Source organism: Streptomyces mayteni, from assembly GCF_054783955.1.
On sequence record NZ_BAAGPR010000008.1, the window covers coordinates 15,989 to 29,188 of the forward strand.

Genomic DNA, 13,200 nt, shown 5'->3' on the forward strand with positions numbered 1-13,200 from the left:
GGACGGGTTTCGGCCCTGGGCCGGAGGCCCACTGGGCATGCGGGGGTGGTCCTTCGGGCCGTCGGCCGGCGCGGACTGCCCGGGCCTCCGGCCTGGGCCTGCGGAGCGTGGTGCTGGCCTCGGTGGTCGGGCGGGCGACCCGGTCTTGGGCCGGCCGGGCCCACGTGGCCGTCGCGGCCTGGCGCTTCGCGCCTGGCCAATCCCGGGTCCCGGGGGTCGCGGGTTCCGGGCCGGTCCGTAGGCCCGCCGGGCATGCGAGGGCGGTCCTTCGGACTGTCGGCCGGCGCGGGCTGCCCGGGCCCGTGGGTCCGCGGAGCGTGGTGCTGGCCTCGGTGGTCGTACGGGCGACCCGGTCCTGGGCCGGCCGGGCCCACGTGGCCGTCGCGCCCGGCCAACCCCGGGTCGCGGGTTTCGGCCTCGGGCCGGAGGCCCGCCGGGCCTACGGTGGCGGTCCTTCGGACCCTCGGCCAGGTCTTGCCCGGGCCCGTGGGCCCGCAGGGGGGCCGGCGGCCTGCCCGGCCCGGCAGGGCCCCCGCAGGGCCCATCCGGGTCCCGCCTGCCCGGCCAAGCCCGCCCGGCAGGGCCCGGCAGGGGCCGGGCCCTGCCGTTCGTTCCGATTCGTCGAAGGTGTGCACGTTGTCGCAGGAAACCGGTCTGGTCGTCGCCATGGAGCGGCATCAGCTCGCCGTCTACGGGGGCGCGATGGCGGCCGGGGCGGTGGTGGGGCTGGCGGCGCCCGCCGTGGGGCCGGGGCTCGAGCACGCGATCAATCCGGTGCTCGCCGCGCTGCTCTATGTGACGTTCCTGCAGGTGCCGGCCGCCGAGTTGCTGCGGTCGTTGCGGGCCGGGCGGTTCCTTGGCGCGGCGTTGACCGTCAACTTCGTGCTCGCGCCGCTGGTGGTCGCGGCGATGTTCGTGCTGCTGCCGCAGGACCAGGCGCTGCGGCTCGGCGTGCTGCTTGTGCTGCTGTGCCCGTGCGTGGACTACGTGATCGTGTTCAGCGGCATGGCGGGCGGCAGCAGCGACCGGCTGCTCGCGGCGACGCCGTTGCTGTTGGTGGCGCAGATGGCGCTGCTGCCCGGTTTCCTGTTCGTCTTCATGGGCCCGGAGTTGGCCGACGTGGTGGAGGTCGGGCCGTTCGTCGAGGCGTTCGTGCTGCTGATCGTCGTCCCGCTCGGGCTGGCCTGGCTCACCCAGGCGTGGGCGGCTCGCCGTCCGGCCGGGCGGCGGACCGCCGAGGCGATGGGCACGGCGATGGTGCCGCTGATGGCCGCCACCCTGCTGACCGTCGTCGCGTCCCAGGTGCCGAAGCTGGACGACAGCCTGTCGGACGTGGCCAGGGTGGTGCCGTTCTACGTGGTGTTCCTGGTCGTGATGGCGTTCGGCGGGCTGGCCGTCGCCCGGCTGTTCCGGCTCGACGTGCCCGCGGGCCGGGCGGTCGTGTTCACCGGGGCGACCCGCAACTCGCTCGTCGTGCTGCCCCTCGCCCTGGCGCTGCCCGACGGGCTGGCGATCGCCGCGGTGGTGGTGGTCGCGCAGACCCTGGTCGAGGTGGTCGGCATGGTGGTCTACGTCCGGTGGGTGCCGCGGCTGCTGCCGGCCGGCTGAAGTCGGGGGGCAGGACCCGGTGTCGTACCGGAGGCGTACGGTGGGCGTGAGGACCGAGAGCGAACAGGCGAAGAGGGTGTCGTGAGCGGGTTTCCCATGGTGCGGCCGCGTCGGCTGCGTGGCACGGTGGCGATGCGGCGGATGGTGGCGGAGAACCGGCTGCATCCGGCGGATCTGATCCTGCCGGCCTTCGTCCGCGAGGGCGTGGCGGAGCCGGTGCCCATCGCGTCGATGCCCGGCGTCGTGCAGCACAGCCGCGACTCGCTGCGGAAGGCCGCCGTGGAGGCGGCCGAGGCCGGGCTGAGCGGGATCATGCTGTTCGGGGTGCCTGAGGAGGCGAAGAAGGACGCGATCGGCACGCCTGGCACCGACCCGGAAGGGATCCTCCAGGTCGCGCTGCGCGACGTGCGGGCCGAGGTCGGCGACGCGCTGGTGGTGATGTCGGACCTGTGCCTCGACGAGGTGACCGACCACGGCCACTGCGGCGTGCTCGACGCCGAGGGCAACGTGGACAACGACGCCACCCTTGAGCGGTACGCCGAGATGGCGCTGGTCCAGGCGTCCGCCGGCGCACACGTGCTCGGGCCGAGCGGCATGATGGACGGCCAGGTCGGCCACGTCAGACGGGCGCTCGACGAGGCGGGCCACCAGGACGTGGCGCTGCTCGCCTACACCGCGAAGTACGCCTCGGCCTTCTACGGCCCGTTCCGCGAGGCGGTCAACTCGTCGCTCACCGGCGACCGCAGGGCCTACCAGCAGGACGCGCCCAACGCCCGCGAGGCGCTGCGGGAGCTGGAGCTCGACCTGGCCGAGGGGGCGGACATGGTGATGGTCAAGCCCGGCCTGCCCTACCTGGACGTGCTGCGGTCGATCGCGGACGCCTCGCCTGTGCCGGTGGCGGCGTACCAGATCTCCGGCGAGTACGCGATGGTCGAGGCCGCCGCCGAGCGCGGCTGGGTAGACCGGGAGCGGGCGATCGAGGAGACGCTGACGGCCTTCAAGCGGGCCGGCGCCGACCTGATCCTGACCTACTGGGCCACGGAGTTCGCCGCGCGGCTCCGCTGAGCCGCGAGCGGCGCGTCATGAGCGAGCGAGTGCAGGAGGCTACGCACGTGTCCACCCAGCCCACCGCCGTCGTCACCGGGGCGAGCAGCGGAATCGGCGCGGCCACGGCCAGGCGGCTGGCCGCCGCCGGCTACCGGGTGGTGCTGGTGGCCCGCCGGTTCGACCGGATCGAGGCGCTGGCCGAGGAGTTGAGCGGGGCCGGCCACGAGGGCGTCGAGGCCCACCAGGTCGACGTCACCGACCGCGAGGCGGTCGACGCGTTCGCCGGCCTGCTCGACCGGTGCGACGTGCTGGTCAACAACGCGGGCGGCGCGCTCGGCATGGACCGGGTGGCCGAGGGCGACCCGGCCGAGTGGCGCGCGATGTACGAGGTCAACGTGTTGGGCGTGCTGCACATGACGCAGGCGCTGCTGCCCGCGTTGACGGCCTCGGGTGCCGGCACGGTGCTCGTGGTGTCGTCGACGGCCGGGCTCGGCACCTACGAGGGCGGCGCCGGCTACGCGGCGGCCAAGCACGGCGCCCACGTGCTGGCGGAGACGCTGCGCCTGGAGATCGTCGGCACGCCGGTGCGGGTCATCGAGATCGCGCCCGGCATGGTCCGCACGGACGAGTTCTCGCTCGCCCGCTTCCGGGGCGACGCGGCGGCCGCCGACCGGGTCTACGCGGGCGTCGCGGAGCCGCTGACCGCGGAGGACGTGGCGGACTCGATCACCTGGGCGGTGACGAGGCCGCCGCACGTGAACGTCGACCTGCTGGTGTTGCGGCCGCGCGCGCAGGCCTCCAACACCAAGGTGCACCGGGAGCTCTGACGGTGCGGCTGCGCTTCGGGAGCCCGGCGGAGGCGGGGCTCGGCGCGGCGGCGGCCGCGCGGATCGTGCCGGCGGCCGAGGCGTTCCTCGACGGGCCGGCCGCCGCGCGGCCCGCGTATCCCGGTTTCACGCTGCTCGCCGCCCGGCACGGGGTGGTCGTGGCGTACGAGGCGCGCGGCTTCGCGGTGCTCCACGGCGGCGAGTCGGTGGCGACCCGGCGGGACACGGTGTTCGACCTGGCGTCGCTCTCCAAGCTGTTCACGGCCACGGTGGTGGTGCGGCTCGTCGAGCGCGGGGCGCTCGACCTGGACGAGCCGCTCTCCGCCCGGCTGCCGGCGTTCCGGGGCGAGCCGGGGCCGGTGGTGGTGACGGCGCGGCGGCTGCTCACCCACACGGCCGGGCTGCCGGCCTGGCTCGACCTGGGGCCCTACCCGGACGCCGAGGCCAGGCTCGCGGCGATCGCGGCGCTGCCCAGGTCGCCCGGCTACCGCTACTCGGACCTCGGTCTCGTCGTGCTCGGCACGCTGGCCGAGCGGATCGCGGGGCGCGGGCTCGACCAGCTGGTCGCCGAGCTGGTCACCGGGCCGCTGGGGCTCGCCGACACCCGCTACAACCCGCCGGCCGGCTGGCGGGAGCGGATCGCGGCGACCGAGTTCCAGCCGTGGACCGGCCGGGGCACGGTGCGGGGCTCGGTGCACGACGAGAACGCCTACCTGCTGGGCGGCGTCGCCGGGCACGCCGGCGTCTTCGGCACGGCGTGGGACGTGGCGGTGCTGGCCCAGACGATGCTGAACGGCGGCGGGTACGGCGGGGTGCGGCTGCTCGGCGAGCGGTGGGTGCGGGAGATGCTGACCGACCACAACGCGGGGTGGGGCGAGGGCGCGGCGCGTGGCCTCGGCTGGCAGCTGAACCAGCCGAGCTTCATGGGGGAGTTGGCCTCGCCGACGGCGTTCGGCCACACCGGCTTCACCGGCACCAGCGTGGTCGCCGACCCGGCGACCGGGGTGCTGCTCGTGCTGCTCACCAACCGGGTGCACCCGACGCGGGACCGGGGCCGGGACGGGGCGTACCGTCGGGCGGTCGCCTCGGCGCTGGCACGGGCGGTGGCGGCGGCGCGGGGGTAGCGGGGCCGATTTCCCGTGCTTGCGCTGATGGTGGAGAGTCCGGTTCGCGGAACGTGTGAGGCGTGAGTGACCGGTGTTGACCAATGCCTACGCTGATTGCCGTACATCCAGGCGATACAGGGGGAACGCGGTGCGAGCGAGGGTGGCTTTCGTCGGCATGGTTGCCATGTGCATGCTGACGGCGTGTGGCGGGGGTTCCGACGGGGAGGGGGATTCCTCGGGCAAGGGCGGTGAGCCCGCCGGCTCCTCGGGCGGCGAACCCGGCTCGGCCGAACAGGGGGCGCCCGGCCTCCAGTTGATGGTGCCAGGCGGCTACGACACCGGCGCAGGCTGGGAGTCGGACGTCAGCGGCACGCCGCTGGCGCTCCCCTCGGCCGAGGCCGTCGCCGTGTTCACCGGCGCCGAGACGGCGTCCGGTGGCTTCACCGTTCTCGACGCGGCGACCGGCGAGACCCGTTGGAGCTCGGCGCCCCTGCGGGGCATCGGCGGGGACGCGGTGCTCGCCGCCCTCGCGACCACCCTCGGCGGTCAGGACTATCTGGTGGCCTGGTCGGTGGGCGCGGACGGCGGCGGCCCCGACACGGTCTCCCTCGACATCTTCGCCGCCGACGCCTCCGGCGAGGGCGTCGAGCCGACGCACCACGTCGAGGTCGAGGGCGACGGCGAGGTCGGCGACGCCGGCGGCGGGCTGCTCGTCAGCGGATACGAACTGTTCGTCGGGGTCGATCCGGCGACCGGCGCCACCACCCCGTACGACCCTGACGCGTTGGTGCAGCCGAACGACTGCGACCTGATGTGCTACCCCTCCGGTGAGATCCGCGCCCTCACGCCCGAGGGGCCCCTGGTCGCCAACTCCGACGACGGCAGCTTCTGGGTGCCCGACGTCTGGTCGAGCGCCGAGGCGGCCCCCGAACACGCGCTGCCCGACGACCCGTTCGTCGACCTGGTCGCCGACGACCTGCTCGTCGCCCAGTGGAGCCCGGGGGAGGGGCGCGGCGAGTTCACCTGGACCGTGCTGAACGCCGTCACCGGCGAGACGCTGGCCACGGTCGACTGCGCGCAGGGGTACCCGACGAACGACGACTACGCGGCCCGCTCGGCGAACGGCCGCTACGTGGCCAACGGCACGCGGGTCTTCGACCTGGAGGAGGGCACGGGACGCTGCTTCGAGGGGTCGTACGACACCGGCACCGACACGGTCACCTTCTCCGGCCTCGACGACCGGGGGCAGGCGTACGGCACCCTCGCCGACACGGAGGCCTTCGAGGAGATCCCGGTCCAGGTCGACATCGCCACCGGCGACACGACCGAACTCCCCGCGGGCACCGTCTTCCCGCTCGCGGACCTCGCCGGCATGGGCGTCTTCCAGGACGAGGACACCCAACGGCTGGTCGCCTACGCCCACGCGGGCTGACCGACCCGGCGGAAAGGCCGCGCCTCCTTCCGCGCGGAGCGCGCGGAAGGAGGCGCGGACTGCGGTGAGAGTCGTCAGCCGACCTGGAGCAGGGTGGTCGTGGTGCTGGCGCCCGCGTTGGTGACGGTGTTCGGTTCGCCGGCCGCGACCAGGGCGTTGCGGACCTGGGCCGGGGTGGCCGACGGGTTGGTGGCCAGGTAGAGCGCGGCCGCGCCGGCGACGTGCGGGGTCGCCATCGAGGTGCCCGAGATGGTGTTGGTGGCGGTGTTGCTGGTGCCCCAGGACGAGGTGATGCTGGTGCCGGGGGCGTAGATGTCGACGACGGAGCCGATGTTGCTGAAGCTGGACCGCGCGTCGTTGCTCTGGCTGGACGCCACCGTGATGGCCTCGGCGACCCGCGCCGGCGAGTAGTTGCTGGCGTTGGCGCCGGAGTTGTTGCCGGCCGCGATGGCGTAGGTCACGCCGGAGGCGATGGAGGCGCGGACGGCCGCGTCCAGGGTGGTGTCGACGCCGCCGCCGAGGCTCATGTTGGCGACGGAGGGCCCGCTGTGGTTGGCGGTGACCCACTCGATGCCGCCGACCACCGAGGCGGTGGTGCCGCCGCCCGAGTTGTTCAGCACCCGGACGTTGACGATGCGGGCGGCCTTGGCGACGCCGAAGGTCGCGCCCGCGATGGTGCCGGCGACGTGGGTGCCGTGGCCGTGGCCGTCGGCGCCGCCCTGGTTGAAGTAGTCGTAGCCGAACACGGCGCGGCCGCCGAAGGTGGTGTGCGTGGTGCGCACCCCGGTGTCGAGGACGTACGCGGTGACGCCCTGCCCGCCGTGGTCGGGGTAGGTGTACGACTGGTTCAGCGGCAGGTCGGCCTGGTCGATCCGGTCGATGCCCCAGGACGGCGGGTTGGGCTGGGTGGCGGCGACGCTGACCCGCTGGTTCTGGGTGATGGTGGCCACCGCGGGGTCGGCGGCGAGTTCGAGGGCCTCCGCCAGGGTGGCCTCGACCGCGTAGCCGTTGAGCGTCTCGGGGAACTCGTCGACGATCTCCGCGCCGTGGGACTCGGCGATCCGCTCGCCGCCGGCCGACTCGGCATGGACGACGTTGTCCCGCAGCTGGACGATGTAGCTGTCCGTGACGGTGCCCGCGGCCTCGGCGTTGGGTATCAGCTCCCGAACCTCGGCCAGGCTGGGGGCGCTCGGCGCGGCCTGGGCGGTGGCGGGGAGCATCGCGCCGAGGCCGAGTGCCATGGCCGCTGTGGTGGCCAGGACAATGGTGCGCCGGCTGGTGCGGGTGGGGGTGTTACGCGCCATCGAGGGGTCTCCTCCTCATTGGTGGTGCGCCGGTGTGGGGTGCGAAGGGCGTCACATGGCGTGGCCATGACATCCCGGAGGAAGTGTCACGCCCGTCAGCCCGAAAGATTCGTCGATGCAGAGGAATCCGGCAAGGGGGCGTCCCCGGCGGACATCTGTTTGTCATGAGAATGTCACGCCACCCCGGGGGTGGCGTGACACCAGGACATGTGGCGTAAACGGCCGGCCGGCAGGCCCTACAGGCGCTCGGGGGTGTGGATGCCGAGCAGCGCCATGCCCTCCCGCAGCGTGCGCGCCGTCAGCTCGCACAGGAAGAGCCGGTTGGCCACCATCGCCGGCTCCGGCGCCGCGAGCACCGGGCACTGGTCGTAGAACGTGGTGAACTGCGAGGCGAGACCGTAGAGGTACGCCGCCAGCTTGTGCGGCTCGTAGGTCTCGGCCACGGACGCCAGCGTCTCCCCGAAGCCGTCCAGCTGGAGGCCGAGTGCCCGCTCGGCCGGCGCCAGCGGCAGCTCCGGGTGCGGGGCCGCCGCGGCGCCCCGCTCGGCCGCCTTGCGCAGGATCGACTGGATACGGGCGTAGGCGTACTGCAGGTAGACGCTCGTGTCGCCGTTGAGCGAGACCATCCGGTCCAGGTCGAAGACGTAGTCCCGGGCCCTGGAGGTCGAGAGGTCCGCGTACTTGACGGCGCCGATGCCCACGTCCGCGGCGCGCTCGGCGACCTCGTCCGGCGACAGGTCGGGCGCCTTCGACGCCACCACCTCGGCCGCCCGCTCGACCGCCTCGTCCAGCAGGTCCATCAGCCGCACCGTGTCGCCCGACCGGGTCTTGAACGGCTTGCCGTCCTTGCCGAGCACCGTGCCGAACGGCAGGTGGTGCGCCACACCCTCCGGCAGCCAGCCGGCCCGCCGCGCCGCCTCGAAGACCATCCGGAAGTGCAGCGCCTGCCGCGCGTCCACGATGTAGAGCATGGTGTCCGCGTGCAGGGTGCCCACCCGGTTCCTGATCGCCGCCAGGTCGGTGGCCGCGTAGCCGAAGCCGCCGTCCGCCTTCCGCACGATCAGCGGCACCGGCTTGTCGTCCGGGCCCTTGATGTCGTCGAAGAACACGCACAGCGCGCCGTCCGACCTGACCGCGACCCCGGACTCCTCCAACTCCTCGGAGAGCGCGACGAGATCGTCGTTGTAGGCGGACTCGCCCCTGATGTCGTCGTCGGTCAGCAGCACGCCGAGCCGCTGGTAGATCGCGTTGAAGTAGACCTTCGACTCGTCGACGATCCGCTGCCACAGCGCCATCGTCTCCGGGTCGCCGGCCTGCAACGCGACCACCCGGCGCCTGGCCCGCTCCTTGAACTCCGGGTCGGAGTCGAAGACCGCCCGCGAGTCCCGGTAGAGCCGGTTCAGCCGCGACATGGCCGCGCCGCCGCTCGCCTCGTCCGCCTGGTGGTCCAACTCGTCCGGGTGCTCGATCAGATGCTGGGTCAGCATGCCGAACTGGGTGCCCCAGTCGCCGATGTGGTTGCGCCGGATCACCTTCTCGCCGCGGAACTCCATGATCCGCGTCAGCGCGTCCCCGATCACCGTGGACCGCAGGTGGCCGACGTGCATCTCCTTGGCCACGTTCGGCTGCGAGTACTCGATGATCATCGTGCCGGGCCGCTCCGCGACCGGCACCCCGAGCCGCTCGTCGGCCGCCCGCGCCATCAGGGTGCGGAGGATCGCCTCGTCGGTCAGCGTGATGTTGAGGAAGCCGGGGCCCGACACCTCGATGTCGCCGATCAGCCCCTCCGTCGCGACCTCGCCGACCACCCGGCCGGCCAGCTCCCGCGGATTGCTCTTGAGTCGCTTCGCCAGCGCCAGCATCCCGTTGGCCTGGAGATCCGCCCGGTCGCTGCGTCGCAGCAGCGGGTCCGCGCCGGCGGCCTCCGGGAGGACGGCGGCGAGGGCGTCGGAGACACGCTGCTGTACGGCTTCGGCAAGGGAAGGGACCGGGCTCATGTCGGCCAGTATTTCACGGGGGCACCACCAGTTTTCCGGGTGGAAGAATGGGGCCGAGACACCGATCCACACCACAGATCAGAGGAAGTGCTCAACCGTGGCCCAGACCACCCAGGAGACCGCCGACTGGGTCTCCCGACTCGCGGACGACGTCATCGCCGAGGCGGAGCGCCGTGCCCCGGGGAAAGAGACATCAGTCGCTACCGCTCCAGTTGTCGTCTGCGCGTCCGGGATCAGCCCCTCGGGCCCCGTCCACCTGGGCAACCTCCGCGAGATCATGGTGCCGCACCTGGTCGCCGACGAGATCAGGCGGCGCGGCGTCGACTGCGTGCACCTGCTGTCGTTCGACGACTACGACCGCTTCCGCAAGGTCCCGGCCGGCGTCGGCGTCGACGCCTCGTGGAACGAGCACATCGGCAAGCCGCTGACCTCCGTGCCGCCGCCGCCCGGCAGCCCCCACGCCAGCTGGGCCGAGCACTTCAAGGCCCCGCTGCTCGCCGCGATGGCCGAACTCGGCATCGAGGTGCGGGCCATCTCCCAGACCGAGCAGTACACCGGCGGCACCTACCGCGAGCAGATCCTGTTCGCGATGCGCGAGCGCCGCCGGATCGACGCCGTCCTCGGTCGCTACCGCACCAAGCAGGCCGAGGCCGAGGCCGACGTCGAGGCCGTCGAGCAGGGCTCGGGCGCCGCCACCGAGGACGACGGCGCCGGCGCCGGCGCCGGCAGCGACGACTACTACCCGTACAAGCCGTACTGCGCGGTGTGCGAGCGCGACACCACCACGGTGACCTCGTACGACGACGAGACCACCGAACTGACCTACACCTGCGAGTGCGGCCACCGGGAGACGGTGGAGCTGGCCAAGCACGACCGCGGCAAGCTGGTCTGGAAGGTCGACTGGCCGATGCGCTGGGCCTACGAGGGCGTGATCTTCGAACCCTCGGGCGTCGACCACCACTCGCCTGGCTCCTCGTGGGTGGTCGGCGGGCAGCTGGTGAAGGAGATCTTCGACGGCCGCCAGCCGATCGGCCCGATGTACGCCTTCGTCGGCATCAGCGGCATGTCGAAGATGTCCAGCTCGCGCGGCGGGGTGCCGATCGCGGCCGACGCGCTGGAGATCATGGAGGCGCCGCTGCTGCGCTGGCTGTACGCGCGGCGCAAGCCCAACCAGTCCTTCAAGATCGCCTTCGACGCGGAGATCCTGCGCACCTACGACGAGTGGGACGCGCTGGCCCGCAAGGTGGCCGCCGGCACGGCCCAGCCGGCCGATGCCGCCGCGTACCTGCGCGCCACCGGCACGGCGGCCGGCGAACTGCCGGCGACCCCCCGCGCGCTCCCGTACCGGACGCTGACCTCGGTGGTCGACATCACCACAGGCGAGGACGAGCAGACGTTGCGGATCCTCGCCGAGCTCGACCCCGAGCACCCGGTGCGCTCGCTCGACGAGACCAGGCCGCGGCTCGACAAGGCGGCCCGCTGGGTGGCCACCCAGATGCCGGAGGACGCCCGCACCCGGGTGCGCGTCGAGCCGGACGCCGAACTGCTGGCCTCGCTCGACGAGCGGCGGCGCGAGTCGCTGCGGCTGCTGCGGGACGGCCTCGCCGACCACTGGTCGCTCGACGGGCTCACGACGCTGGTCTACGGCGTGCCGAAGATCCAGGCCGGGCTCGCCGCCGACGCCAAGCCGACGCCCGAACTGAAGGTGGCGCAGCGGGAGTTCTTCGTGCTGCTGTACCGGCTGCTGGTCGGCCACGACACCGGGCCGCGGCTGCCCACGCTGCTGCTCGCGGTCGGCGCGGACCGGGTGCGGGCGCTGCTCGGCGGCTAGCGGTCCTAGGGCCTGTCTTTTGGGTCTTCGTGGATCAGGCCTTGGCTCCCCCAGGCCTGGCGGCCTGGGTGGGGGTGCCCCCTGCACGGAGTGCTTGGGGGAGTGCCCCCATTCGCTTCGCGCAAGGCGCCCCACGCGGCGGAGCCGCACATCGACCGCAGCGCAGCTCATACTTGGCCGTATTCGCGCGATTCGGTAACGCAGCGAGGTGCCGTAGCTGGCGTCGCGGCCCCACGAAGATCCGGAAGACAGGCCCTAAGCCTCGGCCCACGCGCGGAGCAGCGCCTCGCGCTCCTCGCGGGGCGGCGTGCCGTCGGTCGGCTGTTCGCGGCGCCACGCGAGCAGGTCGCCGACGGTGGCGCCGCCTTCGGTGAGCCGGTCGAGGAGCGCGCGGGACAGCTCGTACTCGCCGGGTGTGTAGAAACCGCCGGTGACGGCGGAGACGACGTCCACCTCGACGGCGTCGTCGGCGGTTTCGACGCGCACGGTGTAGGCGGGCGGCAGCTCGCCGTCGCCGGTGATCGCCGCGTACAGGGTGTCGAAGGCCATGGTCGCCAGCCGCCTCGCGGTGGACCGCACGGGCACGTCGCGGGGCTCGATCCGCCGCACCTCGCTCCAACTCCACGACGTGCCGTGGTCCGTGCCCAGGGCCTCGACGCCGTCCGCCGTCAGCCGCACCCCGGACGCGGTGCCGGCGGGCTCGGTCCCCAGGTGGACGGCGTCCTCGGTGATCCAGAACAGGCCGACCATGGCCATGCGTTGCCTCCAGCGGGGCGGGCTCGGTGGACGAACCGCGGTTCCCCGGGAGCCTAGCCGGCGTCCATGCGGGCGGTGAGCGCGGCCCGGGCCGCCGGCCACTCCGTGGCCAGGAGCGAGAAGTACACGGTGTCCCGCCAGGTCCCGTCCGACCGGCGGACGTGGCGGCGCAGCACGCCCTCGCGGCGCGCGCCGAGCCGCGCGATGGCCGCCTGCGACCGCTCGTTGCGGTGATCGGCCTTCAACTGCACCCGCCCCATGCCGAGTTCGTCGAAGGCGTGGCCGAGCAGCAGCAGCTTGGTCTCGGTGTTGACGGCGGTGCGCCAGTACGCCGGGCCGTACCAGGTGTAGCCGATCTCCAACCGCTCGTCGCCCGCGTCGATGTCCATGAACGCCGTCCAGCCGATCGCCCGGCCGTCGGCCCGGTGGACGACGGCGAACGGCACCCGCGCGCCGCGCTCGCCCTCCGCCAGCAGCTCGGCGAGCGCCCGCCCCAGCTCCTCCCGGGTGCGGGGGGCCGGCCTCGGCACCCAGCGCCAGACCTCCTCGGCGCAGCCGCCGGCCGCGAAGAGGTCGTCCAGGTGGCCGAGGGCCAGCGGCTCCAGGCGGACGTGCTTGCCGGTGAGGACGGTGGGGCGCGGTGTGGTGGCGGGCATGGCAGCGAAGCTAACCCGGTTTCGCCCTAGCGGCAACAGCTGCTTGCACTAGTGCGAACAGCTTGACGCGTGACGGATACTGAGCGGTGAAGTGGGAGGAGGCACCGTGGAGTTCGTGCTCTTCATGACGCTGCCCGGGCTGGTCATCGGGCTGGTCGCGCTGGCCTTCCTCGACCGTTTCGTGCTGGTCGCGCTCGGCAGGTCACGCGGCCGCGTCTCGGCGACCGGCTTCGAGATGCTGCACGCCAGCCTGCTGCCGGGGAAGGAGCACGAGTTGGCGCAGCGGGAGACGATGACGCTGCTGCGGGACGAGGAGGGTGACGCCGCGCCGCCCCGTTCCCGGGTCGACCTGACCGGCGGCACGGCGGTGATCCGGCTGCCGGACCGGCCGTGACGGCCCTCAGCCGGCCGGACGGAGCACGCCGCGGGACACCGCGAGCAGGCCGACGGTGAGCGCCGCCACCGCCACCGCCCGCACGTAGTGGTGACCGAGTACGTCGTCCGTCACCACTACGCAGGCGGCGAGGACGAAGATCCCCACCCCGACCCGCACAACGGTTCTCCGTCTTCGACTCATGCTGTCACTCCTCAAGTGGTGTACTCCGGAACAGGCGGGAGCCTCACCGCTCCCCGGCC

At 73.2% G+C, this 13,200-nt stretch carries 12 protein-coding genes; 7 read left to right on the plus strand and 5 right to left on the minus strand.

Annotated elements, in window-relative coordinates:
• Positions 1-636: 636 nt before the first annotated feature.
• From ACYVPE_RS05885 to ACYVPE_RS05905, 5 genes are all read left to right on the plus strand, one after another.
• Complete coding sequence (locus tag ACYVPE_RS05885) at positions 637-1,608, plus strand: arsenic resistance protein (RefSeq protein ID WP_461032322.1); 972 nt, start codon at positions 637-639, stop codon at positions 1,606-1,608.
• 96 nt (positions 1,609-1,704) lie between these two features.
• Positions 1,705-2,673 (plus strand): porphobilinogen synthase, encoded by a 969-nt coding sequence (gene hemB, locus ACYVPE_RS05890; RefSeq protein ID WP_461032430.1) that lies wholly within the window; start codon positions 1,705-1,707, stop codon positions 2,671-2,673.
• Positions 2,674-2,690: 17 nt separating this feature from the next.
• The gene (locus tag ACYVPE_RS05895; protein ID WP_461032323.1) at positions 2,691-3,482 is read left to right on the plus strand and encodes an SDR family NAD(P)-dependent oxidoreductase; all 792 of its coding nucleotides are present in this window, start codon (positions 2,691-2,693) and stop codon (positions 3,480-3,482) included.
• Positions 3,483-3,484: 2 nt separating this feature from the next.
• Positions 3,485-4,606: a serine hydrolase domain-containing protein gene (locus ACYVPE_RS05900; protein ID WP_461032324.1), complete on the plus strand. Its 1,122-nt coding sequence runs from the start codon at positions 3,485-3,487 to the stop codon at positions 4,604-4,606.
• 172 nt (positions 4,607-4,778) lie between these two features.
• Positions 4,779-6,020 carry a hypothetical protein gene (locus tag ACYVPE_RS05905; RefSeq protein ID WP_461032325.1) on the plus strand — a complete coding sequence of 414 codons (1,242 nt, stop codon included), beginning with the start codon at positions 4,779-4,781 and terminating at the stop codon, positions 6,018-6,020.
• 74 nt (positions 6,021-6,094) lie between these two features.
• Here ACYVPE_RS05905 and ACYVPE_RS05910 read toward each other — a convergent pair whose 3' ends face one another.
• Together ACYVPE_RS05910 and argS are read right to left on the minus strand one after the other, a co-directional pair.
• A complete protein-coding gene (locus ACYVPE_RS05910) occupies positions 6,095-7,324 on the minus strand; it encodes a S8 family peptidase (protein ID WP_461032326.1) in 1,230 nt (409 codons plus the stop codon).
• 236 nt (positions 7,325-7,560) lie between these two features.
• Entirely contained in the window at positions 7,561-9,321 is a 1,761-nt protein-coding gene (gene argS / locus ACYVPE_RS05915) for an arginine--tRNA ligase (protein WP_461032327.1), read from the minus strand.
• Positions 9,322-9,418: 97 nt separating this feature from the next.
• Here argS and lysS point away from each other — a divergent pair, with 97 nt between their 5' ends.
• Positions 9,419-11,152: a lysine--tRNA ligase gene (gene lysS, locus ACYVPE_RS05920; RefSeq protein ID WP_461032328.1), complete on the plus strand. Its 1,734-nt coding sequence runs from the start codon at positions 9,419-9,421 to the stop codon at positions 11,150-11,152.
• A 255-nt stretch (positions 11,153-11,407) separates the two neighbouring features.
• Here the strand turns inward: lysS and ACYVPE_RS05925 are convergent, their stop codons facing one another.
• Positions 11,408-11,908 carry a hypothetical protein gene (locus ACYVPE_RS05925; RefSeq protein WP_461032329.1) on the minus strand — a complete coding sequence of 167 codons (501 nt, stop codon included), beginning with the start codon at positions 11,906-11,908 and terminating at the stop codon, positions 11,408-11,410.
• Between the two features lie 53 nt (positions 11,909-11,961).
• Positions 11,962-12,564: a GNAT family N-acetyltransferase gene (locus tag ACYVPE_RS05930; protein ID WP_461032330.1), complete on the minus strand. Its 603-nt coding sequence runs from the start codon at positions 12,562-12,564 to the stop codon at positions 11,962-11,964.
• 106 nt (positions 12,565-12,670) lie between these two features.
• Here ACYVPE_RS05930 and ACYVPE_RS05935 point away from each other — a divergent pair, with 106 nt between their 5' ends.
• Positions 12,671-12,958 (plus strand): DUF6191 domain-containing protein, encoded by a 288-nt coding sequence (locus ACYVPE_RS05935; protein ID WP_461032331.1) that lies wholly within the window; start codon positions 12,671-12,673, stop codon positions 12,956-12,958.
• Between the two features lie 6 nt (positions 12,959-12,964).
• Here the strand turns inward: ACYVPE_RS05935 and ACYVPE_RS05940 are convergent, their stop codons facing one another.
• Positions 12,965-13,141 carry a hypothetical protein gene (locus ACYVPE_RS05940; protein WP_461032332.1) on the minus strand — a complete coding sequence of 59 codons (177 nt, stop codon included), beginning with the start codon at positions 13,139-13,141 and terminating at the stop codon, positions 12,965-12,967.
• Positions 13,142-13,200 lie beyond the last annotated feature (59 nt).

Bases quoted from the DNA above. Each gene is read 5' to 3' on its own strand.
- hemB (WP_461032430.1), top strand. From the start codon at position 1,705: ATGGTGCGGCCGCGTCGGCTGCGTGGCACGGTGGCGATGCGGCGGATG.
- ACYVPE_RS05895 (WP_461032323.1), top strand. From the start codon at position 2,691: ATGAGCGAGCGAGTGCAGGAGGCTACGCACGTGTCCACCCAGCCCACC.
- ACYVPE_RS05905 (WP_461032325.1), top strand. From the start codon at position 4,779: ATGCTGACGGCGTGTGGCGGGGGTTCCGACGGGGAGGGGGATTCCTCG.
- ACYVPE_RS05910 (WP_461032326.1), bottom strand. From the start codon at position 7,324: ATGGCGCGTAACACCCCCACCCGCACCAGCCGGCGCACCATTGTCCTG.
- argS (WP_461032327.1), bottom strand. From the start codon at position 9,321: ATGAGCCCGGTCCCTTCCCTTGCCGAAGCCGTACAGCAGCGTGTCTCC.
- ACYVPE_RS05925 (WP_461032329.1), bottom strand. From the start codon at position 11,908: ATGGCCATGGTCGGCCTGTTCTGGATCACCGAGGACGCCGTCCACCTG.
- ACYVPE_RS05930 (WP_461032330.1), bottom strand. From the start codon at position 12,564: ATGCCCGCCACCACACCGCGCCCCACCGTCCTCACCGGCAAGCACGTC.
- ACYVPE_RS05940 (WP_461032332.1), bottom strand. From the start codon at position 13,141: ATGAGTCGAAGACGGAGAACCGTTGTGCGGGTCGGGGTGGGGATCTTC.